The sequence below is a fragment of the Paenibacillus sp. 598K genome (assembly GCF_003851045.1).
Lineage (GTDB): Bacteria > Bacillota > Bacilli > Paenibacillales > Paenibacillaceae > Paenibacillus_D.
On record NZ_BFBX01000023.1, the window covers coordinates 383 to 26,041 of the forward strand.

Sequence of the window (25,659 nt, forward strand, 5' to 3'; positions counted from 1 at the left end):
CGCCGATCCCCGCCTCGCGCAGCCGCACGCCCTCCTCCAGCTGGCTGACGGCCAGCTCGTCCGCCCCGGCGCGGACCGCCGCGCGGGCGACCTCCAGCAGACCGTGGCCGTAGCCGTCCGCCTTGACCGCCGCCATGAAGCGGCAATGCTCCGGCAGCCGCTTGCGCAGCAGCCGCACATTGCGCTCCAGCGCCTCCAGATCGACCTCCGCCCACGTCCACACTGCCGGCCGGCTCATCGGACGGCCTCCCGCTCGCGCGCATAGGCCAGCAGCTCGTCGACGAGCGCCTCCAGCTTGAGCGAGCGCGAGCCCTTGACCAGGACGATGCAGTCGCCCTCCGCCTCGTCCCGCAGTGCCGCCATCAGCTCGGCACGCTCGTCTTCGCCGAAGGCGGTCACTGCGCCTGCCGGGTAGCAAGGCGATGCGGCAGCGGCGATGAGGGCTGCCGATGCGCCGATCGTCAGCACCCTGTCGATGCGGCTCGGATCGAGTCCCTCGCCGATCGCCGTGTGCAGCGCGTCGCTCTCCTCGCCGAGCTCGACCATGCTGCCGATGACAGCGACCTTGCGCTTGTGCGGCTGCAATGTCATCAGCGTCTCGAGCGCGGCGCGCAGGCTCGGCGGATTGGACTTGTAGGCGTCGTTGATGACCATCAGATTGCCGACGGCGGCCATCTCCTGACGCATCCCCGTCGCCTCCACCCGCAGCAGCCCTTGACGCACTTGCTCTGGCGTCAGCCCGAGATGACGGGCGGCGGCGATCGCGCCGAGCGCATTGAGCAGCTGATGCTTGCCGAGCATCGGCAGGAACAGCGGGCCATACGCAGGATCGTTCACCGTAAAGGTGATGCCCGCCTCGCTCAGCTTCCAGCTCGTCGGATGCAGCGCATGCCGCTCCGCCTCGCCGAATGCCAGCCGCTCGACCTCGGGATCCAGCTCCGCCAGACGGCCCGTCAGCAGCGGATTGTCCGCATTATAGATAAACAGTCCCTCCGACACCAGACCCTCGAGAATCTCCAGCTTCGCCTCAGCGATCCGCTCCCGCGTATGCAGATCGGCCAGATGCACCTCGCTAACGCTCGTGATGATCGCCACATCGGGACGCGCCAGCGTCGACAGCAGCGCGATCTCGCGCAGCCCGGACATCCCCATCTCGACGACGGCCATCTCGGTCTCCTCGGCCAGCGACAGCAGCGTCAGCGGGACGCCCAGCTCGTTGTTCAGATTGCCAGCCGTCTTCTGCGTCCGGTAAGCCACGCTGAGCAAGCCTGCGAGGATGTCCTTGGTCGACGTCTTGCCGTTGCTGCCGGTGATGCCGACCACCCGCGTCGACAGCAGACGCCGATACACCGCGGCCAGCTGCTGCAGCGCCGCTACCGTGTCGTCGACGATCAGCAGGGGCACGCCGGCTGGCGGCTCGCCCTCGCTCGCTCCCCAGAGCGCTGCGGCCGCGCCGCTAGCGATCGCCTCCCTCACATAGTCGTGACCGTTGAAGCGCGGCCCGCGGATCGGGATATACAGGTTGCCGGGCTGGATCGTCCGCGTGTCGGTCGATACGCCATGCACCATGATCTCGCCCGTCGCACCCCGCAGCCGGTCGCCGCCCAGCTCCAGCATGACGCCGATACTCCCAAGCGTACGACGGATCATACGAGCACCTCCTGCCGCAGCAGCGGCTGTCGCGTGAGCGCCAGCGCGATCAGGCGATCGATCAGCTCCGTATAGGCGATGCCGTCCGTCTCGCGCCAGAGCGCCGGGTACATGCTGATCGCCGTGAAGCCCGGCAGCGTGTTGACCTCATTGAGATACGCGCGTCCGTCATCCGTGACGAAAAAGTCGATCCGCATCAGTCCCGCGCCATCCAGCGCACGGAACGTCCGGATCGCCGTCTCGCGTAGCGCCTCGTCGAGCTCCGGCGTCAGGCGCGCGGGGATCTGCTGGACGAGTCCGCCTTGCACGTACTTCTTGTCATAGTCAAAAAAGTCCGGCTCGCGAATAAACTCGCCGCCCACCGAGCAGCGCGGCTCCTCCTGGCCGATGACCGCATACTGCACCTCGCGCCCGACGATCTCGCACTCGATGACCAGCTTCGCATCATAGCGCAGCGCCAACTCAATCCCGGCCAGCAGCTGCTCGCGATCGGCGCAGCGGCTGATGCCGATGCTCGAGCCGAGGTTGGCCGGCTTCACGTAGCAAGGATAGCCGATCTCCTGCTCCAGCTCCTGGAGCGCCTCCTCGCGCTTCGTCTCCCAGCGCTGCTGCCGCAGCTCGACATAACGCGCCTGCCGGATGCCGTGCGTCTCCAGGATGCGCTTGGTCATCAGCTTGTCCATGCCGACGGCGGACGCCAGCACCCCATTGCCGACATAAGGCAACCCCGCCAGCTCCAGCAGCCCCTGCAGCGTGCCATCCTCGCCGCCTGGTCCGTGCAGCACCGGGAAGACGACGCATGGCTGCTCCCCCATCTCGGCCAGGATCGCCCCGATCGAGGCCGCCTTCGACGTATGCTCCGGCATCCGCCGCAGCTGCTCGGGCTGCGTCAGCTCGCCTTCGAGCGGCCAGGGCGCGCACCAGAGTCCCTCGCGTGTAATATAGACCGGCCGGACCTCATAGCGGCTCCGGTCGACCGCCTGCAGCACCGTCATTGCCGTCTTGAGCGATACCTCGTGCTCGGCAGATTGTCCACCATATACAATATAGAGATTCGTCGCCATCCTGCTGCGCCTCCCATGTAGATCTCGTATTTTAGGGCGGTCGACCAGCGACCGCCCGCTCTATCTACAGTATGGAGGGACACCTTTAAGACGCCGATAAGGAATGTTAATTTATTTCTTACGAATTCCTTAATATCTCTGAAGCCGACGGCACGCAGCCTTCAACCACGAGCCTCCGCTTACCTGACGAACTGAAAATACCAGTTATGGTCCGCCGTGCCGTTATCAGGCACATCGGCATAGATGACCGGATTTTGAAACGTCGTTTGATCTTGCCCCGATATAGGAGTAACGGACGACATCAACACAATTACCAATGTAAGCGATATCAACAATAAATAGCTTTTAGCCCTCAATTTTTCACCTCGACTCTTGTTTGATTTGCAAGTACCATTTATGTTGCACCAACAGACCTGCGTATGGTGTTACCCGTTCCCCCTCCTCTCCCCATTCATTTAATCAAATATTTTACATTTTTTCAAATAAAGAAATAAACCCTTTCTCGAGGCAATGGAGAGGGCTTATTTATGGTATGATTAGACTTAGATTAACTTGGGAAGATCCGCAGCTGCATTACTGCAGAGGCTCGACCGTGACGGCAGCCTGCTTGCCGCTCATCTGGATGCCTGATTGCGCCTTGCCGATCTCGCGCAGATCGGCGAGCAGCCGCTGCAGCAGCGCCTTGGCCTGCTCTGACTCGCCCTTACGGCCTTGCAGCTTGACGACGAGCTGTGCGAGATGGCCTGCCTGCAGCAGCTTCGCAGCCTGTCGCTGCTTCGTATCGTAGTCATGCTCCTCGATCGCAGCGGTCAACCGGATCTCCTTGACCTTGCGCTCGGCTCCCGGGCTCCTCTGCGTCAGCGGAGCCTGCTGCTTGGCCTGGCCGCGAGCGACGAGCCGACAGGGCGGCGGGCTGCTCATCAGCGTGTCGCAGACGAGATCGGCCTTGGCCTGGCGAGCCAGTGCCAGCGCTTCGTCGCGCGAGACGACGCCAAGCGGTTCGCCGCCGATGCCGGTCAGCAGCACTTCAGCGGCGCGGATTTTTTCGTTTTTTAACATCGTTAACGACTCCTTTCGCGAGCCTAATTTCTGTCATAAGGTTGGTCCGACTTGGATAAACTAACAAACAGAGCCAAACGATGGCGCTCCTACACAGTCACTCGCCAAAACTTAAGTTGATCAGGAGGGGTTTTCATGTACTATTCCAAGAAAAACGCCGAACCCGTACCGGAAGAACAAACATCGATCTGGTCCTGTCAAAGCGATGGCTGCTCCTGTTGGATGAGGGATAGCTTCTCCTTCGATACCAACCCGAGCTGTCCAATCTGCGGCTCCGAGATGCAAGCCGACTCGCGGATGCTGCCCGTACTCAAAAAATAGCAGCTCCACACCTGTCTTCAACTCGCCAGCGGGTGCGATGGGGACAAGTCGCCTTCAGGCAGGCTTGGATCGCCGCTTGTCCCGGTTATCGACGGTCCCCTCGGGGGCCGCTCTCGGCCATAGCCCACGCGTCAAAAGGCGGTACCGGACGATACTGTCCGTTGTACCGCCTCTTTCACATGCGCTACTGAAAATCCGATTCTAGCCGCTTCATGAACTCCTCCGCCGCGCTATAGCCCTGCTGACGCAGGTACCAGTTGTTGGCCGCCGCCTCGATCAATCCTGCCACATCGCGTCCCGGCTGCAGCTGAACCTCGATATGCGGCACCTTGACCCCCATATAATCGGTAAATTTCTCATCGAGCTCGAGCTCGTTGTTGAGCGCATCGTCCTTCCATTTGGTCAGCTCGATATCGAGCGTGATGCGCGTCTCCTCCTGGAATGCCCTGCGCCCATACAGCCGCGAGACGTTGATCAGACCGATGCTGCGCAGCGCCAAAAATTCCTTCGTCGATTCGTTATGCGTGCCGAGGATCGTCTGCGGACTAAGCTTTTTGAGGACGACAATATCATCGGCAACCAACCGATGGCCACGCCGGATCAAGGTGTGCGCGGTTTCGCTTTTGCCGACGCCGGACTTGCCCCGCAGCAGGATGCCGATCCCCGAGACGTTGACGCAGACCCCGTGGATCGAGATCTCCTCCGCCAGATGCTTCACCAGAAAAGCGTCCAGCCGGGCGATGAACTCGCTTGTCCGCGCCCCTGTGCGCAGCAGCGGGATGCCCTCCAGCTCGCAATATTTCGTCAGATACTTCAGGCCGTCCTGATTGCTCGTGACGATAAAGCATGGCGGATGGTATTTGACGATATTGCCGATATGATGATTGCGTTCCTCTTCGGTCAAGGTGTGGAGATAGTTGATCTCCTTTTTGCCGAGGATCTGGACATGCTCCTGCGGGAAAAAATCAAAGTACCCGACAAACTCCAGCCCCGGCCGGTGCGGCCTGGCTTTGGTAATCTGGCGATGCACTTGCTCCTCCCCGGCGATAATCTCCAGCGAAAACCGCTGGGCGAGCTCTTGTACGGTAATGGCTTTCACCAAGCTGCTGCCTCCTCTCCAATGGACCTGGAACGCGTATGAGATAGTTAATTCTACATGAGCTCGCATTTCCCTTCAACCTGACTTCTTACCCAGGTTTACTATCGGCTAAACTACCTTTATACTTAATTGTATGCTTACAGAAAACGAATACATGGTGATAGAGGTGACCCCACGATGGACGTAAAACAGGCATTCACAACCCTCGGCCTGCCCGAGGATGCGGATAAGGATGCAGTCGAAAAACGGTATACGCTGCTCATCAAGCAGGCCCGCACGCAGCAGCGGCGCGAGGAAGCCGGCGAGTCAGTGGCCGACAAGATCGATCTCGACCTCGTCAACCAGGCCTACAAGCTGGTGCTTGAGCTGGAAAAGCAACAAGAGGTCGAAGCATTTAATGCCAATAAATACGGCAAGTACAAAAAAATGGCCGGCTCTGCCGAGAAGGCCGATCATTTCTTCAGCTATTACAAATGGCATCTGATCGTCGGCGTCCTTATTGTAGTCGGTATTATTTATGGCATTAACAGCTATCTGGACCGCCAGGAGGAGAAGCGCCTCGAAGCGCTGCGCCCGCCGATCGATCTAAGCTTCATGCTGTACGGCAACTTCTTCCTCGAGGAAGGAAGTCAGGACATCGTGCCGCTCGAGGAAGCGATGCTCGCTTACTTCCCGGAGTGGAAACGCGTGAAGGGCGTCCTCACCTATCTGCCGGGCGAGCAAGGCTCGGCCCAGGATGCGGCGCTCGTCCAGAAGGCGATGATCATGCTGATGACAGAGAAAAGCGACATCTATCTGATCGATGAAAACAACTTCGAGCAGTTGGCCCGTCAGGGATTGCTGATGCCGCTCGAGGACGAGGTAGCTGGCCCCCTCGCGCCGTACGTCACCGACGACATGCTGCGCAAGGCGGCGACCGAGGAGGACACCTCCCCGCGCGTATACGGCATCAAGCTCGGCGAGACCAAGCTCATGCAGGAGCTGCCGCTCATCTACCGCGATATGGTCGTCGGCATCCGCGGCATCGACCCGGAGCACCCGGACAACGCCAAGCTGTTCCTTGAGCGCTTCCTGAGTGGCGAGGTGCCAGCGGCGCCGCCAGCCTCGGAGGAGAGCGGCGCGGACGACGCCGAGGCGGAGTCGTCTGGTGACGCTGCGTCGAGCGAGGCCGAGGCGCAAGACAATGCAGCTTGAGGCGTGACGTCTGGCCGATCGATCGATTCGTCTATGGTCCTCCCGGGTAATGAGGGGAGAAAACCTGAGAGGAGTCGATGATCGAATGAAAACCATGTACAAAACGGAAGTAACGTCGCACGGCGGCCGTGAGGGTACGGTCCGTTCGTCAGATGGCCATCTCGAGCTGCAGGTCGGCATGCCCGGCGCGGGCGGCGACGCCACCAACCCCGAGCAGTTGTTCGCCGCAGGCTATGCCGCCTGCTACCATAGCGCGCTCAAGAGCATCGCTCAGAGCAAGAAGATCGACACCGAGGGCTCGGAAGTGATCGCCCACGTCTCGCTCCACAAAGGCGACGACGGCTACATGCTGTCTGCAGTCCTGGAGGTCAAGATCCCCGGACTGGACGAGTCCCAGATCATGGAGCTCGCCGAGGCGGCCCACCAGATGTGCCCCTACTCCAAGGCGACGCGCGGCAACATCGCCGTCGACTTGAAGGCGACGACAGTTTAAAGATACGGACGAGGAATTTAAGATACGTTGGAAAAACGATGAAGTTCATGCAAGAAGAGGCCCAGGGCGATGAGCGCTCGGGCCTCTTTTTTTTGCTACTCCGATGATGGGAGAGTCTGCGGGCTACAGCCCGCTCAGTAGATCGACGTTCAGGAAGTTGCCGTTGCCTCTGGCGCTGTCGTAGCCGAGCTGGATCGTGTTGGAGCCGGCATTGAGCGGCACTGCAAGCGTTACAGTGTTCCAATTGCCCCAGCCGGAGGTTCCGCTGAAGCTCAGATTGTTGGCTACATCCACCCCGTTGACGCGTACATACCGCGAGGCGTTGCCCGCTCCGGCCGCATACCGGAAGGTGATCGTACGCGTGCCGGCGGCGTTCTGGTTGACGTAGAAATCAAGCGACGTGCCGCTCGTATTCCATCCGGCGACATAGCCGCGTCCGGTGTAGCCGCCCTGCGTGCTCTCGTTGATCATGCCGCCGCCGCTCGCCAGCGTCCGTCTCGCATTCTCGGCTTCATAGGCGCCATTGCCGGCGATATAGCCGGTGTAGTTGTCCGGCGGCGTCAATTGCAGGATCGAGACGCCCGCCGCTGCAGCCAGACTCTGGACATAGCTTGAGCCCGTCGGCCGCAGCCAGTCGCTGCCGATGATCTTGTCGCTGGCGCGGCGGTGGTTCCACGCCTGGGTCGCATTCTGCTGCAGGAAGTTCAGGTATTGCGACTGACCTCCGATCGTCCGCAGCCGATTGAGGTTGCGCGCGAAGATCATCTTGAAGCCGGGGGCATCGTTTTCGCCTTCATACATGAGCGTCTGCGCCGAGACCATATTGTTGATCACGTACGTTGCCGCCGTGTTGGCATCTGCGATATAGGCGGTGTTGCCCGTCGCCTCATAGAGGGAGACAGCAGCACCCAGATAGTTGCCGTAGTTGTACGAGAAGTCCCAGTCGATGACCGTGCCTGCTCCCGGTCCTTGCAGGTGATCGTTGATTTTGCTGCCCGAGACGAGCTTGCTCTTCACCCAGTTGTAGATCTGTGTCGCCTTCGTCAGATAGACGCTGTCGCCGGTCGCCTGGTACAGCTTCACGGCGGTGATGACCATGGGCGCGTTGGTCGCTACATTTTTTTGCGCATTGGACGAAGCGTTGGGATCGTGCGCATCGCGCCGCCACCAGATGCCGCCGCCGTAGTAGCTCGTATCCCACTCCTCGTAGATGCGGTCGAACAGTAACGAACCGCGGTTGCGATACTCCGCCGTCCCCGTCAGTTGGTAGGCCCGCAGAGACGCCAGCGCCCACCAGCCGAGATCGTCGTTGAACTTGTTCGCCATCATATCGGGGTATTTGAGATTAAAGCCTGCGTAGACATCGTCGATCAGCGCCCGATACACCGGATCGCCGGTCCGTTCGTAGGCGTCCATCACCGTCTCCCACAGTTGGGCTCCCCACCAGAAGTCCGTATAGAGTCCGCCGTCCGGCCCATGCGCATGCTCGGGGTGGATCAAGTGATCGCTGTTGGTATAGAAGTATTTGGCCGCCGGGTCATAGAACACAGCGATAAAAGCGTCCATCGCGTCCTTGGCGTTTGACGCCGTGAAGGCCTCGGCCTTGCGGCCGCCGTGTGGGGCGAGCAAGGCCAGGACGAGCATAGCCGCCACAGCAAGCGTCAATCGTTTTCTCCAGACCATCATGAACACACCTCATCTCCAAAAGATCATTATCCTTTGCTTGTGTCGATCTCATGATGTGCGGCAAGACAGGCAAGCGCCTCGGCCAGCATGACGGCGCTCAGTTGCACGCTGAGCTGAACGTCTCCGACGGGCCGCGCCTCCCACCCAGGACCGGCGAGGCCCGTATCGGGATCAAGCCCGGACGACCAGAGTGTCTCGCCGTTGCGCAGCAGGATGTGCCGCCATGCCGCTCCTTCCTCCGTCTGCAGGAGCATGCGGGCGATATACCGTACCAGGATGCCCTTGAACAAGCCCGTATCATCGATGCCTTCATCGGGCAGCATGCTCGTCTGCGGATCGACGTAACGCGCGCGGGCCGCAGTCGCCGTCTGCGTTGCCTCCGCCAGATACGACGCTTCTCCGGTACACGTATGCAGCTCAAGCCCCGCGCCGATCATGACGCCCTGACAGTAGGTGAACGTCCACTCCTTGTCGATGGCCCCGTCTCCTAGACGATTGATACCGTCCCAGACGAAGCCGGTCTGCGGATCGACCAGATGCTCCCGGTTCCAGGCATAGATGCGGCGGGCCCAAGCGAGATCCTCGGGATCACCGAATCGTTGATGCAGACGGGCAGCCAGGATGGCTGCCGGGGCATTGGCCGGGGTATTCTTGTAATCAAGCTGATCCTTCTTCCACGCCATCCCCCCGCCCATATGACTGTTCCAGGCGGTCCGGATGTCTGTCCACAGCTCGCTCACGCGCTCGCGGTACAGCCGATCGCCGGTGGCGTCGTAGACCCGCAGCAGCGCGAGGGCGAGCCATTCCATATCATCATAGTAGTTGTGCAGGAAGGTATCGCCGTTGATCCGGCGCAGATGGCTCGCGAGGTAATCGATCCGTTCCAGATAAGTGCGGTCCTGCGACCGCTCGTAGCCATCCATCCAGACATCGATGACATGAGCTTGCCACCAGTAATAGAAATTGTCGCCGGGCTTCGCGGCCGAGACCGGGTGCCATTGTGCCAGGATGCCGCTCTCGTCGTCGCGATAGTTGGCATACAGCCGCTCCTGCAGCCACTCCGCACGCTCGGACCACAGCAGCTGTCCGCCGCCCCTCACCTCCCCTCCAGCAAGGCTGCCGTCTCCAGCAGGATGACGCCGCTCAGTTGCGTGCTAAGCTCAATGTCGCCGGTCGGCCGCTCGTCCCAGGCGCCGCCGAACAACGCGCCTTCGCCGCGCCCTTGCTCCCAGAGCATCCGGGCATTGGCCCGGATGACCTGAGCTGCGTCGGTGCGAGCTTCGGGCAATAGCGCCAACTGCCCGGCGTACCGGGCAAAGATACCCTTGAACAAACCGCCGTCGCCCGTTCCCTCCAGCGGGAGCAGCCGGTCATCGGGGCGGGTCAGCTCCTCGACTGCCGCCCGCCAGGTGCGCTCGGCGTCGGCTTGGTACTGCGGATCGCCCGTCAGCCGGTACAGCTCGACCGCAGCGCCGATGTAGACGCCCTGGCAATAGGTGAATTTCCATTCCTTGTCGATCGCGCCGTCCTGCAGCCGGTTCATGCCGTCCCAGACGAAGCCGGTGGCCGGATCGACCAGCGCCTCCCGCAGCCAATGATAGATCTTCCTGGCCCACGCCAGATCCTCCGGGTCGCCGAAGGCGTCGTAAAGGCGCGCCGCCAGGATCGCCGCCGGCGCATTAGCCGGCGTGTTCTTGTAATCGAGCTGCGTCTTCTGCCAGGCGATGCCGCCGCCCATATGCTCGTTCCAGCCGGTCTGGATATCCGCCCACAGCAGCAGCGCCGCCGCCTTGTAGCGCTCCTCGCCCGTCGCCCGGTAGGCGCGCAGCCAGCCGATCGCCATCCATTCCATATCGTCGTACAGCGTATTGGGCCAGGACCCGCCGTTGCGCGCCAGCAGTCCGTCATAGAGCTCGCTCAGCCGATCCGCATAGCGGCGCTCGCCTGTCCGCTCTAGTCCGTCCGTCAACGCTTCGACGGCATGGGCCATCCACCAGTAATGAAAAATCGTGTTGCAGGCGCCGTCCGGGCATGGCGTCTGGATGTTGTACATCCGGATCGCCGGATTCCAGAAGTAGCGCTCCAGCGCCTGCTGGGCCTCGTCCGCTTGGGTCTGCCAGGAGGCAGGCAACGTCTCTTGTCTTGTTTCGTTCATCCTTTGTGTCCCCTTCCCTTGATGTAGCCAGGCTAGCCCTTGACGCCGCTGAAGGCGATGCCTTGGACAAAGTAACGCTGCAGCAGCAGGAACAACGCGAGGATCGGTGCGATCGCCACAAGGGCGCCGGCCATCATCGGACCAAAGTCGGTCTGATAGTTGTACGAGAATGCCTGCAGTCCCATCTGAATCGTGTGCTTGGCCGGATCATTGAGGACGATCATCGGCCACAGGAAGCTGTTCCACCCGGCCTGGAACGTGAAGATGCCCAGCGTCGCCAGCGCCGGCGCCGTCAGCGGCAGGTAGATGCGCCAGAAGATGCGGAACTCGCCCGCGCCTTCGATACGCGCCACCTCGAGCATGTCGCTCGGCAGCGAGACGAAGAACTGACGCATGAAAAATACGGCAAACGATCCCGATGCTCCCGGCAGGATGACGCCCCAGATCGTATTCATCAGGCCGAAGCCGCCCTCGCCCTGCAGATTATTGCCGCCGAGCAGCGGGAAATGCTGAAGCACATACACGCTCGGAATCATGGTGACGATGCCGGGAATCATCATCGCCGCCAGCAGGATACGAAAGAGCGGCTGGTTGAGCCGGAACTTTAACTTGGCAAAGGCATAGCCGCTGAGGGAGCCGAAGAACAGATTAAACGCGACACCGAGCACTGCAAGCACAAAGGAATTCCAGAAATAGAGGCCAAAAGGCACCGTCGTAAACGCCGTGACGAAATGATCGAAGGTGATGCTGCTCGGGATCCACTGGATCGGGACTGTAAAAATCTCTTCATCCGGCTTGATCGCGGTTAACAAGCTCCAATAAAATGGTAAAAACATGACAATGGCTACGATCGAGCTGAACAGATAAAACAGCGCCCGCCTGAGCGCTCTCGCCCTGGTTAAGCTTCCGGTTGCTTCCACTTGGATTCCACCTCCTAGATCACCGATTCTTCCGCTTTGGTGACCCTCATGTTGATCAGCGAGAAGATAAGAATCGCCATCGCCAGTACGAATGCCTGGGCCGAGGCATAGCCCATCTGCAGTTGGTTGAAGCCCTGCTGGTAGATCAGGTAGACCGGCGTCTTCGTCACATTAGCCGGGCCGCCTTGGGTCAGGACGAACGCCTGGTCGAACAATTGCAGCGCCCCGATGATCGCCATCGTGCTGACGAGGAAGGTCGTCGGCCGCAGCTGCGGCCAGGTAATATACCTCACCATATCCCATCGGTTCGCCCCGTCCAGCCGCGCCGACTCGTACAGATGATCCGGCACGCCCTGCAATCCTGCCAGATAGATGATCATATTGGCCCCGACCGACTGCCAGAGCGTAACGAGTACGATGGCCAGCATCGCCGTCTCCGTCTGCGCCACCCATGCCGGACCGGTGATGCCGATATAGGAGAGCAGCCCGTTGACCAGACCGAACTCCGGGTGGAGCAGCCATAGCCATACCGTCGCCGCCGCCACTGCCGAGGTCAGCGTAGGCAAGTAATAGAAGGTTCGGAACAGCTTGATCCCGCGCCAGACGCGATTGACCAGCAGACCCAAGCCAAAGGACAGGACGATGTTAAGCGGCACGAAGATCACCGCGTACAACAGCACATTGCGGAAAGTGAGCCAGAGCAGGCTGTCGTCCCACAGTCTGCGGTAATTGTCCAGCCCGACCCAGTCCATCCGGCTGAGCACATCATAGTTGGTAAAGCTGAGGTACAAGGCCATCGCCACAGGGATGATCGTAAAAACGATAAATAACAGCATAGTCGGCGTGATGAACAAATAGGCGGTTCTTGCCTGATGACGCTCCAGCTTGTTGATCGTTGACATTGCAAAACCTCCCCCTCTCGCAGGAGCCTATCCGCCCAAGCATCCCCGGCTAATGCCCCTCACAGGATACGACTGACGGGGATGGATAGCGCCCTGCTACTTGACGACCTCGTTATCCTTCAGCAGCTTGTCGCCCTGTGTCTGCGACTTGGCCAGCGTATCCTCGGCGCTCTGCTTGTTCTGGATGAACAGCTCCAGATTCGGGATCAGGCCATCCACCTCCATGACGGAGTAGCCCGGATGCCGCGGACGTATCTTGGCGAACTCGAGCGTCTCCAGGAACGGCTGCCATTGCGGGTCGTCCGCGAAAAACGGGTCCTCGAGCGCTGGCTTGTAGCCCGGCAAATTAAGCGAGGTCTGCGCCCACAGCATGGCGTTGTCCTTGTTGGCCAACCACCAGGTGATGAACTCCCAGGCTTCGTCCTTGTGCTTCGACCCCTCGGGGATGACGAGGCCGAAGCCGCCCATCACGCTAGCCCGGTCGCCATTGGGTCCTGCAGGCGGCGGCACGACGCCAAAGTCCAGCTCGCTGCCATACTTCTGATAGGTGCTCAGCATCCATGGACCGGTGAAGTGCATCGCCAGCCGACCGGTTACGAACGCATCCGTGCCTTCGCCCAGTCCCTGCTCAAAGCCGATCTTGTACACCTTATCCTGATTCATCAGACGATCCCAGAACGACAGCACAGCCAGCCCCTGCTCGTTGTTGAAGTTGGTCTTGCCGTCTTCAGTCAGCATCTGGCCGCCCGCTTGCTGCAGATACATGTTGAACAATCCCGGATCGCTCATCGAGAAGCCTGCCACCTCCAGCCGGTCGCCGTTCCACTTGGTCAGCGTCTTGGCGGCCTCCGCCAGCTCTTCCCATGTCGTCGGCGGCTCCAGTCCCGCGTCCTCCAGCATCTTCTTGTTGTAGAACAACGCCCGCGCATCGACCGTAAGCGGCAGGCCATACAGCTTGTCGTCGTAAGTCAGCTCCTTGAGCGACTCCTCAAAGTAGTGGTCGCGCTCGATGCCGTCGCGGGCCATCAGCTCGTCGATCGGATGCAGGACGTTCTTCGGTGCGTAGAGCGACGTGCGCCAGCGGTCCCAGAACAGGATGTCCGGCGAGCCGCCCGAGGTCGCGGAGGTCAGGAACTTGGTGATCATATCCTGCTGCAGCACATACTTCACGCGGATTCGGTCCTGCGATTCGTTGAAGGCCTTTACCATCGTCTCGAATTGGACCTGGCCTTCGCCGCCCCAGTCGCCCCAGAAGGTCAGCTCGACCGGATTGCCGCCAGAGCTGCCGCCGTCAGCGCCGGGACTTGTGCCGCCCTCGCTTGCGCCTCCGTCGCTATTGCCGCTGCAGCCGGCAATCATCGCAGCCGTCAGGATGGTACCCGTCAAGGTCATCCATTTCTTTTTCATCTGTGTTGCCTCCCTTTTTTTGTTAGCCGACCACCGTTTGAATGCGTTTGCATACGGATCGGCCAGGATCAGCCTGAACTGCCGCTCCACGAGCCCCGGGATTATTTCCACAGCCTCGGTGCCTTCGACGACGGCGATCATGCGTAATGGGTAACGCTTACACGAGTTAGTATATTGGCATATTAACCTAATGTCAATATTTATTTATTCCATGTTTTTTGCAAGCTAATATAACAGATATGCGAATGTCATGGGCTTGATGCATACGAGGCATCCCCCCTTAAGACCATAGAAAAAAGGCTTCCCGCAGGAAGCCGTGGATAACCATAGGTCAGGGACGCGCCGGTCCCGTCGAATCGCCGAGGATAAGCTCGGCATCGAGCTGCGTCTTATTGGGCACAACATCGCCTCGCATGATGCGCAGGACATTCTCGACCGCGAGGCGTCCGATCCGCTCCTCGCTTTGCCGGATATGGGTGAAGGCGTATCCGCCCCCTAACCAGGTGGCAGGCGAATCAAAGCAGACGATGGAGTAATCCTCGGGGATGCGGCAGCCGAGCCGCTCGATCGCCACCTTGGCCAGCAGCGCGATATTATACTCCACCGCAAACACAGCGGTAATCGCCGGATGCCGCTGCAGATGCTCCATGATGATAGCGATGTCCCGTTCGATGTTATTCTCATTAAATGAATCCGGCAAGGTAGAGGTAATATTGCTCGCCCACAGCGCTCGGTCGACGATGACCCCCTGCTCGGCGTGTGCCTGGATGAACCCCTCGATGCGCTCTTCGACCGCCGTGGTGTCCATGGGCGGCGGCGAGAGAAAGGCGATGTGACGATGCCCGAGGCCAAATAAATATTCGGTCGCGTTGCGAGCGGCAGCGGCATGCGCGGTGGCGATCGAAGCGGCAGCCACCCCCTTCAGATGGCGATCGACGAGCACAAGCGGGAAGCGCTCGATGACCAGCTTCAGAATCTCCGCATTAAAGTACTCGCCCTGCGCCGGGAAGATGATCAGGCCGTCCACGCCAAGCTTCAGCAGCTTCTGGATCGACTGCTCCTCATGTTCCGGAATCCCGAACGAGCGGCGCAGCACTAGGAAGCAGTCATGCTCGCGAGCAGCCTCCTCCATGCCATAGATCAGGCCGGTGCCGTAGCTGTTGCCGAAGTCGGTAATGACCAGACCGATGGTGACCATCTCCTCGACGGGCGCTGCTGTCTGACGCTCCTGCAGCGCGACTGCGCTGCCGGCAAAATCCCGCTCCGCGTCGGCGACGAACGAGCCCTTGCCTGGCTTGCGGATGATCAGCCGCTCGGCCGCCAGCAGCTCCAGCGCCTTCTTGCTGGTGATCCGGCTCACGCCGTACTCTTCGGCTAGCTCCTTCTCCGACGGGATACGGTCGCCGATGCCGTATTTCGCCGTCAGGATATCCTGCTTGACGTTTTCAAAAATTTTCTCGTATAGCGGTTTGGAGGATGGCTCATCCATCATGATCCCTCATTTCGATCACCCTACTGCACGTACGGCTCATAATAATATATCATGATATATTACTATATTGCTTTTGGCAACCTTCTTTCAAAAGATCGCGCCCTAACGCTACAAGAAATTATACTTCGTCTATTGACAGCTCACTTCATTGGTTGTATGGTTAGTTACAAGAGTAATTAACCAATGTGGTGGTGAAGCAATGAGTTCACTAATCGGAGATGATCGTCCGATCTTCGCCCAGATTGCCGAGCGGATCGAGAACGATATCATTGACGGGGTTTTGCTGGAGGAATCACAGGTGCCCTCGACCAACCAGTTTGCCGCCTATTACAAGATTAATCCCGCTACGGCGGCCAAAGGCGTCAATCTGCTCGTCGATCAAGGCATCCTGTACAAGAAACGGGGGATTGGCATGTTCGTAGCCGAAGGGGCGCGCTCCACGCTGCTGGAGATGCGCAAGGAACAATTTTATGAGCAATACGTCGTCAGCATGCTGGCGGAGGCTCGCAAGCTGGGCATTACCGAGGCGCAGCTCGCTCAGATGATCCAACGGGGAGGAATGCTCAAATGACCATCGTCGCAGAAGTAAAAGGCTTAACCAAACGGTATAAAGATACGACCGCCATTAACGACATTCACTTCGCGCTCGAGGAAAACAAAATCTACGGTCTGCTCGGCCGCAACGGCGCTGGCAAGACGACGATCATGCATCTGCTGACCGCGCAGGCGTTTGCCACAAGCGGCGAGATCCGCGTGTTCGGCGAGCATCCGTACGAGAATCACCGCGTGCTCAGCAAGATCTGCTTTATCAAGGAGAGTCAGCGCTATCCCGACGCCTTCCGGGTCGTGGACGCCCTGGCAGTTGCCGCCTCGATGTATCCGAACTGGGACCCGGCGTTTGCCGACGAACTGGTCGAGCAATTCGCGCTGCCTCGCAAGCGCGCCATCAAAAAGCTCTCGCGCGGCATGCTCTCCTCGGTCGGCATCATCATCGGTCTGGCGAGCCGAGCGCCGCTGACGATCTTCGATGAGCCCTACCTTGGTCTCGATGCGGTGGCTCGCCAGATGTTCTATGATCTGCTGCTCGAGGATTACAGCTCGCATCCGAGGACGATCGTGCTCTCTACGCATCTGATCGACGAGGTGAGCCGGATGCTCGAGCATGTCCTCGTCGTCGACAAGGGGCGGCTCATCATTGACGAGGACACCGACACCTTGCGCAATTACGCCTTTACGCTGGCCGGACCGGCAGCCAAGGTCGAGCCCTTCCTCGCTGGCCGGCGGGTGACGCGCCGCGAGCCTCTGGGCAGCTTTATGACGGCGACCGTCATCGGCGAGCTATCCCCGGCTGACCGACAGCATATCGACGCCGAGGGGCTGGAGCTGCTGCCGGTGTCGCTGCAGCAACTTATCGTACAGCTCACCCAACAACCAAGTACGCCACAGGAGGCGGTTAACCGATGAATCGTACAGCCAATATTGTCCGGATGCACCTGCGCAACCCCTTCATGCTGCTCGCGCTCCCATGGATTATCATCTTGTCCAGCTTCACGATCAACTTTATTATTAGCCTGTTCATCGGCGAACAGCTATTTACCGGCGGTATGATCTCCATCTTTATCTTCATCTTCGTGACCGGTATCGTCATGGTGCCGCAGACGTTCCCGCTGGCGCTCGGGCTTGGCTCTACCAGGCGCGACTACTATATCGGGACGGTGCTCACAGGGGCTCTGATCGGCGTACTCTCCTCTGTCGTCACTGCGCTGCTGGGCATCGTCGAGCGGGCCAGCGGCTCCTGGGGGACGGGCTTGCATTTCTTTGACCTGCCCTACCTCAATGACGGCTCGGTCGCCCAGCATATGTTGCTGTATTTTCTGATCTACATGTTATTTTTCTTGGGCGGACTAGCGATTGCCACCGTCTATCGCCGCTTCGGCCGCTCCAGTCTGCTGACCTCGCTCATCTTGCTGCTGGTCGTCGGCACGCTGCTGTCCTTCTTCATCAACCAAAACAACTGGTGGAGCAACATCTTCGCCTGGTTCGCCAGCTATACCGCCTTTGAGCTGTCCTTGTGGACGGCGCCGCTCTCGCTGGCGCTTGGGCTGCTCAGCTATCTGATGCTGCGCCGTTCGGTCGTCCAGTAACACCCCGCAAACCAAAAAACCTTCGCCTCCCCCAAGTCAGGGAGGCGAAGGTTCTTGTCGTCGCACGGCGAAAGTCGACTACCCGCGATGGGGGATATGGAACGAGACGACCGTGCCCTCGCCCGGCTCGCTGGTGATGCGCAAGCCTTGCCCGTACAGGCCTTGCAGACGGCGATCGATGTTATGCAGTCCGATGCCCGTGCCGCTCGGCTGCCGCTCCCGCCAGTGCAGCCCGTCATCCGGGAAGCCGCCGCCGTCGTCCGCCACCGCGATATAGATGCCGTCGCCAACCTGGACCGTTATCGTCACGGTGCCGCCATTCTCCTGACTCATCAAGCCGTGATGGATCGCATTCTCGACGATCGGCTGGAGCATTAGCGACGGGATCATATGGTACATCGCCTCCGGCTCCACCTCGAATACGACGTGGAGCAGCTCGCCGAATCTTGCCTTCTCGATCTCGACATAGGCGTGCAGCAGCTCGATCTCCCGCGACAACGTCAGCAGCCCGGTATGATCCCGGAAGTCGAAGCTGTAGCGCAGATAGACGCTGAATTGCTGCAGCACCTTGCGCGCCTTCACATGATCGGTATAGCTGAGCGAGAGAATCGTGTTCAGCGCATTGAACAGGAAATGCGGCTTGATCTGCGCTTGCAGCAGCAGCATCTCCTGCTGGACGAGCCGCGTCGCCGCGTGCTTCAGCCCGGCCAGCGACTGCACCCGCGAGAGCAGCTCCAGCGTATCGTAAGGCTTGTACAGGAAGTCGTTGCCGCCTGCCGCGTATCCGGCCTGCAGATCCTCCTTGCGCGAGCTCGCGGTCAGCAGCAGCACTGGCAGCTCCAGCATCGAGTAGCTCTCGCGGATGCGACGGCACAGCTCCAGGCCGGACATCCCTGGCATCATCACGTCGATGATGCACAGGTCGAATCGCTCGCCCCGCTCCAGCTGCTGCAGCGCCTCGTGGCCGCTAGAGACGGCAATCGCCCGGCTGAACTGGGACTGCAGCGACCTGCCGATCGTCAGCAGGTTGAGGTCGTCGTCATCGACCAGCAGCAGCGAGTACGGACCGCTCCCCGTCAGGACAGCGTCTGTCTGCGAGCGCTCGAGGAAAGGCAAGGGCGGGCGCGCCGCGTCCCGCACAGGCTCCGCGATCCCTCGACCCTCCGACCTGCTCGTCGCGACCGGCAGCGTAAAGCTCATGCGCGTCCCCTCGCCGAGCCGGGAGCTCACGACGATCTCTCCTCCCAGCAGCTCGACGAGCTGCCTCGCGATCGACAGCCCCAGACCGGTGCCTCTGCCGATATCGCCGCCCAATTGCTCGTAAGGCTGGAAGATCGCTTCGTAGCTCTCCTCCGGGATGCCGACGCCGGTGTCGGATACCGTGATTCGGACCCGCCCTCCCATCTGCTCGGCCGAGACTTCAATCATGCCGGCATCCGTATATTTAATCGCATTCTCCACAAGATTGCGCAGGATTTGATGCAGCCGATTCTCGTCCGCCCGCACGATCAGGCCCGGCATGACGCTGTTGACGAGAGTGACCGGCTTGTCCTGCGTCAGATGTCCGCCGAGCTCGAGCACGATGCGCGTGACCGCATGCAGCGAGACATTGCCGATCCGTACGGTAAGGTCCCGGTTTTTGATGCGCGAATAGTCGAGGATATCCTGCACCAGCACGGACAAGCGAACGCCGATATCCCGGATCAGCTGCAGATCCTCCCTCGCCCCCTCCCGCACGCGGCCCGTCCGGTCGTCGATGAGCGATTGCGAGATGTTGATGATGCCGTTGAGCGGCGATCTGAACTCATGCGACGTGTTGGCCAGGAACTCGTCCTTCAGCCGATTGACATGCGCGAGCTGCTCCGTCAACTGCTGATTGGTGCGGAAGGCGCTCGTGTACGTAAGCGACATGTACAGCGCCTGCGAGATGACGAGCAACGGCTGCGACAGCGGCAGGAAGAAGTGGCCATCCACCGTCCAGAGCGTATTGAGTATCGTATTGAGCATCAGCACGATGAGACAAACCGCCGACAGCAGCAGATACGGCGAGCCCTCCAGCTTGCGCATCGTCGCCCGGATCAGATAATAGACGTTGATGGACATGACGCCGCCCGCTAGCGGGACGAGCGCCAGGATATAGGGGGCATAGTACGTCGCTGGCGTGAAGACGACGAGCAGCGCGCACACGCTGAGCACCGCATCGATGACTCGCAGCACCCGGCGCGGGTAGACCGACGGCAGCAGGTAATAGGCATACCTTGAGAAAAAACCGATCACGCCCAGCGTCGACAAATTCTCGATGATCAGCTGAGGCATCACGTCAAGCGCGGGCATCATCTTCATCAGCAGTCGCTCGTAATGCGTAATCCCGAACAGCATGCTGCTCAGACAAAACAGGGAGAAGTAGAGGAGCTCCCGGCTCCGTCGCTGAAAATACAACAGCAGGAAATAGATCGCGATGAAGAAAAATCCGGCCGCAATCGCCGCATCGATCAAAATATACGATTCGGACTGCCAGGCGATCGCTTGCTGCGTGCCAAAGCTGATGGAATGGACAATGCCCGTATTATAGCTCTTGAAGCTGGCTACCTGGACGAGAATATCGAGCTCGCGGCTGCCGTTCAGCTCGAAGTAGGCCGTATACGGCGTGTTGCGGTGCACGATCGTCGACGGCGACGTCGAAGGCTGTCCGCTGTTGCCGACCTCCGTGCCATTGACGAAGATGCGGTTGGAGGCGCGGATATTCGACGTTTTCAAGCCGAAGGTGCCTTCCTCGCACGGCATCAGCACCTTGAGCCGATAGGTCGCATAGCCGTTTTTGGAGAGCTGCTCGCCGTCGATCGCATGCGCGTCCCAGTTGCCCGGCACAGGCATCATGACGCTCGACGCCGCCTCTCCCCCGCCCTGAGCAAAGGACGCCGGGGTAAGCAGCTCGTCCCAATAGAACAGCCACTCGCCGTCCAGCTTAAGCGTCTGCGAGCTGGCGCAGCTCCAATCGCTCAGGTCCAGCACCCCGGAAGTCGCGCGAGGCGCATAGCTGCCTGCCGCCTGGTACAGCGGCACTATGAAAGAGGCCGCCATAATGAGGACCGCAACAACAAAGGTAATCGTCGGCGCGTTAAGCCAGCGTTGTCTCATCGTCTCTACCCAACCTTATCCGGTGATTGGCCTCACGGCCGATAGGCGCTCTCGAACAGATGCTGCAGCCTGCCGCTCGGGGCGATCCCGAGCTCGGCCAACAGTTGATTCTCCAGGGCGCGATACGTCTGTACGAATGCGATGCGATTGCCGCACTTCAAGTAGACGCGCATCAGCATCTCCGTGGCGTCTTCATCCAGCGGCTGACAGAGGAGCAGCCGCTTCAGCCAGTGCTCCGCATCCGATGCCGAGCCCTCGCGCAGCAGATAACGGCACAGCCGGGCGAGCAGCCTCTCGTAGAGCGCTCCATACCGCTGGCGCAGACGATCTACCCAATCGGCGTCCCAGGTAGCGAGCAATTCGCCCTTATAGAGCTCCAATGCCGCCCGAACTTGCTCCGCCCCCTCCGCACTCAGCTCCTCGCCCCAGCGATCTGCCTCCTTGAGCTGCTCTGCGTCGCTATAGAGCTCGTCGCATTGCATATGGTAGCGGCCGCTGCGATATTCGATCGAGGCTTCGATGCCGGCTTGCTTCAGCGTCTTGCGGATCTGGTAGAGCGAGGTGTGGAGATTGGTGAGCGCTTGCTTCTCTGTATGATCGGGCCACACGTCGTTGATGATGTCCCACTTGCTGATGTCGCTCCCGCGATGCAGATACAGATAGGCCATCAGCTCCTGAGCCTTGAAGGTTCGCCACGCGACAGGACCCTCCACCGCTCCGGGACCCTCACCCCCGTAGATGACGAACTCCCGGAACGCCTGCAGTCTGGGCTGACCCCGTCGCCCGGGCGACGGCGCCGCCGGTCTGCGCCAGCGCATCAGCTTGTTCAGCGAGCGCGCCAGCTCCTCCTCGGATACGGGCTTCAACAGATAATCCACCGCATTGACCTGGAAGGCATCCAGCGCATAGTCGCCATAGGCCGTGGCGAACACGATCTCGAGACGCTCGCACTCCGCCAGCATCCGCTCCGCCAGCTCCAGTCCGCTCATGAGCGGCATCTGAATATCCAGAAATGCGATGTCCGGCTCCAGCTCCCGCACCGCTGCGATCGCTTCCGACGGCTTGCGGTACGTACCGACGATCTCGATGTCGGGATGAGGCTCCAGCAGCACCTTCAGCATATCGATGGCCGGCTGTTCGTCGTCTACGATGATGGCTCTCACCGATTCCCCTCCTCCTTGGCCTGTCCCGGGCCTCGCGGCCCTAGCAGGATCAAAGACCCTTGCGCCTGCACCGGATGCAGGACGCCAAGGGTCTTATTATTATGCTACCGCACCCATTGCTCCGCGCCGTCGGCAGCTGTCCGATAACGATGGCTGATCGAAGCCTCCATAATGTCCGCATAGCTCCAATGGTCCTCGCGGACATCTGGCCAGACCGGGGCGATCGGTATGTCTGCCGGCGTGCGGCCCAGGAACAGATTGAAGATTTTTACTGCCTCGGCACGAGTCAAGATCCGATCGGGCTGAAACGTACCGTCCGGATAGCCCGTCATCAGTCCACGGGCATCCACCGCTGCGATCGCCGATGACGCCCAATGCCGTGCAGCGTCGGCGAAGCGAACAGCATCGGCCGCCTCCGCCTCCGAGACGTTGGCCAGCACCTGCGCCAGCTCCGCACGAGTCACCTGGCGCTCAGGCTGGAAGTTGCCGTCGCTATAACCGCGCATCCACTCCTGGGCGCTCGCTGTCGCGATCGAACGGGCTGCCCAGTGCATACCAGGTACGTCAGCATAATTCGCCACGGTACCCGCTTCTTCCTGCTGAGGCAATACGCGACTGAGGATCGCCGCCAGCTCGGCGCGGGTGATGCCGCCCTCCGGCTTGAACATGCCGTCCGGATAGCCCTTCATGTACGGCGCATGCTCGCCCTCGTCCGCCGCTTCCGGCATCATCTCGAAGCTGTATTCGACGATCGATACGCCCACATGGATGACGCCGTCGCGCACATAGCTGTCCTCGCCGTGCTTGACGTCTCGCTTGTCCTCGCGGCTGTCGAAGGCAACATATCCGTCCTTGACGCCGACCAGATAGTAATCGCCATCCGGGAACACCATCCAGCCATACTGCCCGCCGTCCTTGGAGAGCTGCGGATTCAGGTTGCGGTTGGGCGGGAAGTCCGGCAGCTCGGGCAGCTTCACTTCTGTATCGGCCGTCCGCCCCTTGGAGCGGTTAAGCTCGGTATCCATCCAGTACAACCGGACATCGACGCCATCAATCGTCTTGCCGGTCACCGCATCGGTGATCGTCCCGTACGGGTCGATCAGCTCCGCCTGGACGACAGCGTTGCCCATGCTGTCGATCGTCAGAGCGGCGAGCCGTCCTGCCAGCCGCTGACCGTCCGGAGCGACGACGTACAGTGCGAGCTGATACGTGCCTGCAGCGAGGACTGGCAAGTTCAGCACGCTGCCGTCCTTGATCTTCAGCGCTGGCAGGGACAACTGCTCACCCTTCGCGCTCCTCAGCTCTCCGGTCAGCTCCAGCTCTTGGCCGATCGCTTGTGTCAGCCTCTCCTTCAGCTCCTGACCCTGCGGGTCGACGACACGCAGCGTCACAGTCTTCGACGGAGGCGCGATGTAGATCGGGCCGGAAGAACCGGAAGACCCCGTTCCCGAGCTGGCAGGGATCGTCGCGGTCGCTGTGTTGGAGACGCCGCGGCGACTGCCGCCGGTGACGACGAGACGGAAGCTGTAGGTCTTGCCCGCCTGCAGACCGGAGAGGTCAGCCGAGGCTGGATACGTCCCCGACCAGGTCGCAGGGTGTGCCTGCCAGTCCGTACCGTTCTCCGATACCTCCAGCGTATAGCTCTCCGCATCGAGCAGCGGCTCGAAGGACAGGCGGACCGCGTCCGCGCCATTCGCGGCAGCTGCCAGATTGCTCACCGGCTTCGGATAGACGAGCACCGTCAGACTGCTGCCGTTGCGAATGTCGGAGTAGGAGACGTACGGGCGGCCGAGCCGATCGAGCGCCAGCGCCATATCGTCCACCTTCGTACCGGAGAAGTCCGGCTGGCCGACAGGCGTCCAGCTCTGTCCGTCCCAGCCGATCGTATTGGTCGGTCTTGTGCTCTCATCATTTACCATGTAGGCAAGATATACCGTGCCATCAGTATGGGCGGCCAGCTTCATCTGCTGCGTTCTGACCTGCGGCAGCGACGCTGCGCCAACGGCCGACCAGGCCGTACCGTTCCATGCGGCGACCGCCATGTTGCGATTGTTGGCATTGTCCATATATGAGATGACTGGCTGCCCCGTTGTCGGGTGGATGACAAGCGAGAGGACGCTCTCGCGATTGGAGCCCTCATCGGCTCTCACCGCTGTGCCGCCCAGATCTGACCAGGCGCTGCCATCCCAGCGAGCAACGTAGGGCAGATATCGATTATTGTCCGGATTGCGCCCGAGATAAGCCAGATACGGCGTCCCGTCGGCGCCGATCGCCAGATCGACGTTGAGCACGCTGTAGCCGGTAGTGAATTGACTTGCCCCTACGACTGTCCAGGCCGCAGCCGTCTCGTCGTAGGTCATCACCGTCGCCTTGCCGCTGCTGCTCCCTACCATTGCGTGATCGACAAAGGCGAGATACAGCTTGTTGTTGCCGCCGATACGCAGCACGACGCTGTCCGCCTGATCGGCTGTGAAGCCCGCGGTTCCGATTGTTGCCCATGCGCCGTCGACCAGCTTTTTGACGGTTGCGCCGTTCAGAGGCGTCGCTTCATCGCGGTAAGCAACATATGGCGCGTCATTGCTGTCGAGCGCTAGCGAGACATAGCTCGCAGCACCAGCGGATACCTCCGTGCCGACAACCTCCCAAGCGCGGTTGACATACCGCTGGACGACTACCTTGCCGCTATTGGCAGCATCCCAATAGGCTACGTAGGGCACTCCGCTCGAGCTGAGCGCCACAGAGGTGTATCTCAGATAGCCCGTGAACCCTTTGTCCCCAACGGTGCGCCAATCGTAGTCCAGCGTCGTCGCCGATGCCGTCTCGGAATAGCCGTCCCGTACGCCGCCCTGGACGCGCAGCCGGAAGTAATAAAGCGTGCCCTCTTGCAGTCCGGATACCGTGGCGTTGGTCGAATATTGATGCAATGGCTCGGTATCGGCATCGCGCCAGCTCGTCCCGTCCTCCGACACCTCCATGACGACCTCGGCGGCCGCTTCGGGCATGTCAAAGGTCAGCTCGACCTGCGTATCGTACACTTCGTCCACCAACGGCACGATCGGCGGCACCGGCTCCGCGTGGGCCGATCTCCCCCCTGCCCATGGCGCCAGCAGCGCGACGATCAGTATGTACGTCAGCAATCTTGTCCATCCTTGCTTCATATCCATCCCGTCCCTCTTTTTCAATGTCGAACTTTGACATGTTTTGTCGTCCACTAATTGTAGCACGGGATTCTGGACATTCTCTGTACGGCCAGGTACGGCCAGGTTCAGCCGGAATCAATCACGTCAAAGAACCTCCTCTGCTGCCCAGGGCAGAAAGGAGGTTCCTGTAATTCATAACAACGACTTGACGTGCCTCGCTCTACCTCTCCTCCGCCTCGTACACCCGGATGCCGCTCTTGATCGTCTGCTGCACCCGGTATGCTCCGGCGCTGTCGACGATCAGCGTCAGGTCGGCGGGCGCGCCCGGCTCGAGGCCGCGCGCCTGAGGCATCGCGAGCTGTCCCGCAGGACGGGTCGACGCCATATCCCAGGCCTCCGCCAGCTCCGCGATCCCGCGACTGACGAGATGATGAACCCCGTGAAGGAGCGGAGAGGCCGAGCCCGCCAGCAGCCGCTCGTCGCTATGCAGGTGGAGCCGCCCCTCCGTCGTCAGTACGACATCGCCGCCGACCGGCATCCGGTACTCGCCCGGAGCCATGCCGCACAGCTGCACCGCATCGCTGACGAGGATCATCTGCGGCCCTTTCACCCGATAGACGACACGCAGCACC

Annotated in this window: 21 protein-coding genes and 1 pseudogene; 6 read left to right on the forward strand and 16 right to left on the reverse strand. The window is 60.6% G+C overall.

Annotated features, from left to right (window positions below):
• From PA598K_RS09160 to infC, 4 genes are all read right to left on the reverse strand, one after another.
• Positions 1-238 (reverse strand): alanine racemase (locus PA598K_RS09160; protein ID WP_185601751.1); only part of this gene is annotated, 238 nt, incomplete at its 3' end.
• Positions 235-1,650: a UDP-N-acetylmuramoyl-tripeptide--D-alanyl-D-alanine ligase gene (locus PA598K_RS09165; RefSeq protein ID WP_128656664.1), complete on the reverse strand. Its 1,416-nt coding sequence runs from the start codon at positions 1,648-1,650 to the stop codon at positions 235-237. The genes PA598K_RS09160 and PA598K_RS09165, both read right to left, overlap by 4 nt.
• Positions 1,647-2,714, reverse strand: a complete 1,068-nt coding sequence (locus tag PA598K_RS09170; RefSeq protein ID WP_128656665.1) for a D-alanine--D-alanine ligase family protein — start codon at positions 2,712-2,714, stop codon at positions 1,647-1,649. The genes PA598K_RS09165 and PA598K_RS09170 overlap by 4 nt, the downstream gene beginning before the upstream one ends.
• Before the next feature lie 573 nt (positions 2,715-3,287).
• Positions 3,288-3,773, reverse strand: coding sequence for a translation initiation factor IF-3 (gene infC, locus PA598K_RS09175; RefSeq protein WP_128656666.1), 486 nt, complete (start codon positions 3,771-3,773; stop codon positions 3,288-3,290).
• A gap of 135 nt (positions 3,774-3,908) precedes the next feature.
• On the opposite strand from infC, the gene PA598K_RS09180 reads away from it, so the two are divergent.
• On the forward strand, positions 3,909-4,094 hold the full coding sequence (locus PA598K_RS09180) for a cold-shock protein (RefSeq protein ID WP_128656667.1): 186 nt from the start codon (positions 3,909-3,911) through the stop codon (positions 4,092-4,094).
• Between the two features lie 184 nt (positions 4,095-4,278).
• Here PA598K_RS09180 and hprK read toward each other — a convergent pair whose 3' ends face one another.
• Positions 4,279-5,193 (reverse strand): HPr(Ser) kinase/phosphatase, encoded by a 915-nt coding sequence (gene hprK, locus PA598K_RS09185; protein WP_128656688.1) that lies wholly within the window; start codon positions 5,191-5,193, stop codon positions 4,279-4,281.
• Positions 5,194-5,370: 177 nt separating this feature from the next.
• Here hprK and PA598K_RS09190 point away from each other — a divergent pair, with 177 nt between their 5' ends.
• Together PA598K_RS09190 and PA598K_RS09195 are read left to right on the forward strand one after the other, a co-directional pair.
• Positions 5,371-6,387, forward strand: coding sequence for a J domain-containing protein (locus PA598K_RS09190; RefSeq protein WP_128656668.1), 1,017 nt, complete (start codon positions 5,371-5,373; stop codon positions 6,385-6,387).
• Between the two features lie 85 nt (positions 6,388-6,472).
• Positions 6,473-6,880 carry an organic hydroperoxide resistance protein gene (locus PA598K_RS09195; protein ID WP_128656669.1) on the forward strand — a complete coding sequence of 136 codons (408 nt, stop codon included), beginning with the start codon at positions 6,473-6,475 and terminating at the stop codon, positions 6,878-6,880.
• Between the two features lie 123 nt (positions 6,881-7,003).
• On the opposite strand, the gene PA598K_RS09200 is transcribed toward PA598K_RS09195, so the two are convergent.
• The 7 genes from PA598K_RS09200 to PA598K_RS09225 form a co-directional block, all read right to left on the reverse strand.
• The gene (locus tag PA598K_RS09200; RefSeq protein ID WP_128656670.1) at positions 7,004-8,566 is read right to left on the reverse strand and encodes a glycoside hydrolase family 76 protein; all 1,563 of its coding nucleotides are present in this window, start codon (positions 8,564-8,566) and stop codon (positions 7,004-7,006) included.
• Between the two features lie 26 nt (positions 8,567-8,592).
• Positions 8,593-9,666: a glycoside hydrolase family 76 protein gene (locus PA598K_RS36060; RefSeq protein ID WP_185601753.1), complete on the reverse strand. Its 1,074-nt coding sequence runs from the start codon at positions 9,664-9,666 to the stop codon at positions 8,593-8,595.
• The gene (locus PA598K_RS36065) at positions 9,663-10,721 is read right to left on the reverse strand and encodes a glycoside hydrolase family 76 protein (RefSeq protein WP_185601755.1); all 1,059 of its coding nucleotides are present in this window, start codon (positions 10,719-10,721) and stop codon (positions 9,663-9,665) included. The genes PA598K_RS36060 and PA598K_RS36065 overlap by 4 nt, the downstream gene beginning before the upstream one ends.
• A 32-nt stretch (positions 10,722-10,753) precedes the next feature.
• The gene (locus PA598K_RS09210) at positions 10,754-11,641 is read right to left on the reverse strand and encodes a carbohydrate ABC transporter permease (RefSeq protein WP_128656671.1); all 888 of its coding nucleotides are present in this window, start codon (positions 11,639-11,641) and stop codon (positions 10,754-10,756) included.
• 14 nt (positions 11,642-11,655) lie between these two features.
• Positions 11,656-12,543: a carbohydrate ABC transporter permease gene (locus PA598K_RS09215; protein ID WP_128656672.1), complete on the reverse strand. Its 888-nt coding sequence runs from the start codon at positions 12,541-12,543 to the stop codon at positions 11,656-11,658.
• A 96-nt stretch (positions 12,544-12,639) separates the two neighbouring features.
• A complete protein-coding gene (locus PA598K_RS09220) occupies positions 12,640-13,950 on the reverse strand; it encodes an ABC transporter substrate-binding protein (protein ID WP_128656673.1) in 1,311 nt (436 codons plus the stop codon).
• 331 nt (positions 13,951-14,281) lie between these two features.
• Positions 14,282-15,442: a GntR family transcriptional regulator gene (locus PA598K_RS09225; RefSeq protein ID WP_185601757.1), complete on the reverse strand. Its 1,161-nt coding sequence runs from the start codon at positions 15,440-15,442 to the stop codon at positions 14,282-14,284.
• Between the two features lie 199 nt (positions 15,443-15,641).
• On the opposite strand from PA598K_RS09225, the gene PA598K_RS09230 reads away from it, so the two are divergent.
• Genes PA598K_RS09230 through PA598K_RS09240 form a run of 3 tightly spaced genes read left to right on the forward strand, consistent with a single transcriptional unit; the run spans position 15,642 to position 17,586 of the window.
• Positions 15,642-16,013, forward strand: a complete 372-nt coding sequence (locus PA598K_RS09230) for a GntR family transcriptional regulator (RefSeq protein ID WP_128656674.1) — start codon at positions 15,642-15,644, stop codon at positions 16,011-16,013.
• Positions 16,010-16,906 (forward strand): ABC transporter ATP-binding protein, encoded by an 897-nt coding sequence (locus tag PA598K_RS09235; RefSeq protein ID WP_128656675.1) that lies wholly within the window; start codon positions 16,010-16,012, stop codon positions 16,904-16,906. Before PA598K_RS09230 ends, PA598K_RS09235 begins: the two co-directional genes overlap by 4 nt.
• Positions 16,903-17,586 carry a hypothetical protein gene (locus tag PA598K_RS09240; RefSeq protein ID WP_128656676.1) on the forward strand — a complete coding sequence of 228 codons (684 nt, stop codon included), beginning with the start codon at positions 16,903-16,905 and terminating at the stop codon, positions 17,584-17,586. Before PA598K_RS09235 ends, PA598K_RS09240 begins: the two co-directional genes overlap by 4 nt.
• A gap of 78 nt (positions 17,587-17,664) precedes the next feature.
• Here PA598K_RS09240 and PA598K_RS09245 read toward each other — a convergent pair whose 3' ends face one another.
• From PA598K_RS09245 to PA598K_RS36070, 4 genes and pseudogenes are all read right to left on the reverse strand, one after another.
• Positions 17,665-20,724 carry a hybrid sensor histidine kinase/response regulator gene (locus tag PA598K_RS09245; protein WP_128656677.1) on the reverse strand — a complete coding sequence of 1,020 codons (3,060 nt, stop codon included), beginning with the start codon at positions 20,722-20,724 and terminating at the stop codon, positions 17,665-17,667.
• Between the two features lie 32 nt (positions 20,725-20,756).
• A complete protein-coding gene (locus PA598K_RS09250; protein WP_128656678.1) occupies positions 20,757-21,887 on the reverse strand; it encodes a response regulator in 1,131 nt (376 codons plus the stop codon).
• Between the two features lie 104 nt (positions 21,888-21,991).
• Complete coding sequence (locus PA598K_RS09255; protein WP_221414113.1) at positions 21,992-25,045, reverse strand: S-layer homology domain-containing protein; 3,054 nt, start codon at positions 25,043-25,045, stop codon at positions 21,992-21,994.
• A gap of 202 nt (positions 25,046-25,247) precedes the next feature.
• Positions 25,248-25,659, reverse strand: a pseudogene (locus PA598K_RS36070) (N-acetylglucosamine-6-phosphate deacetylase); the annotation flags it as partial.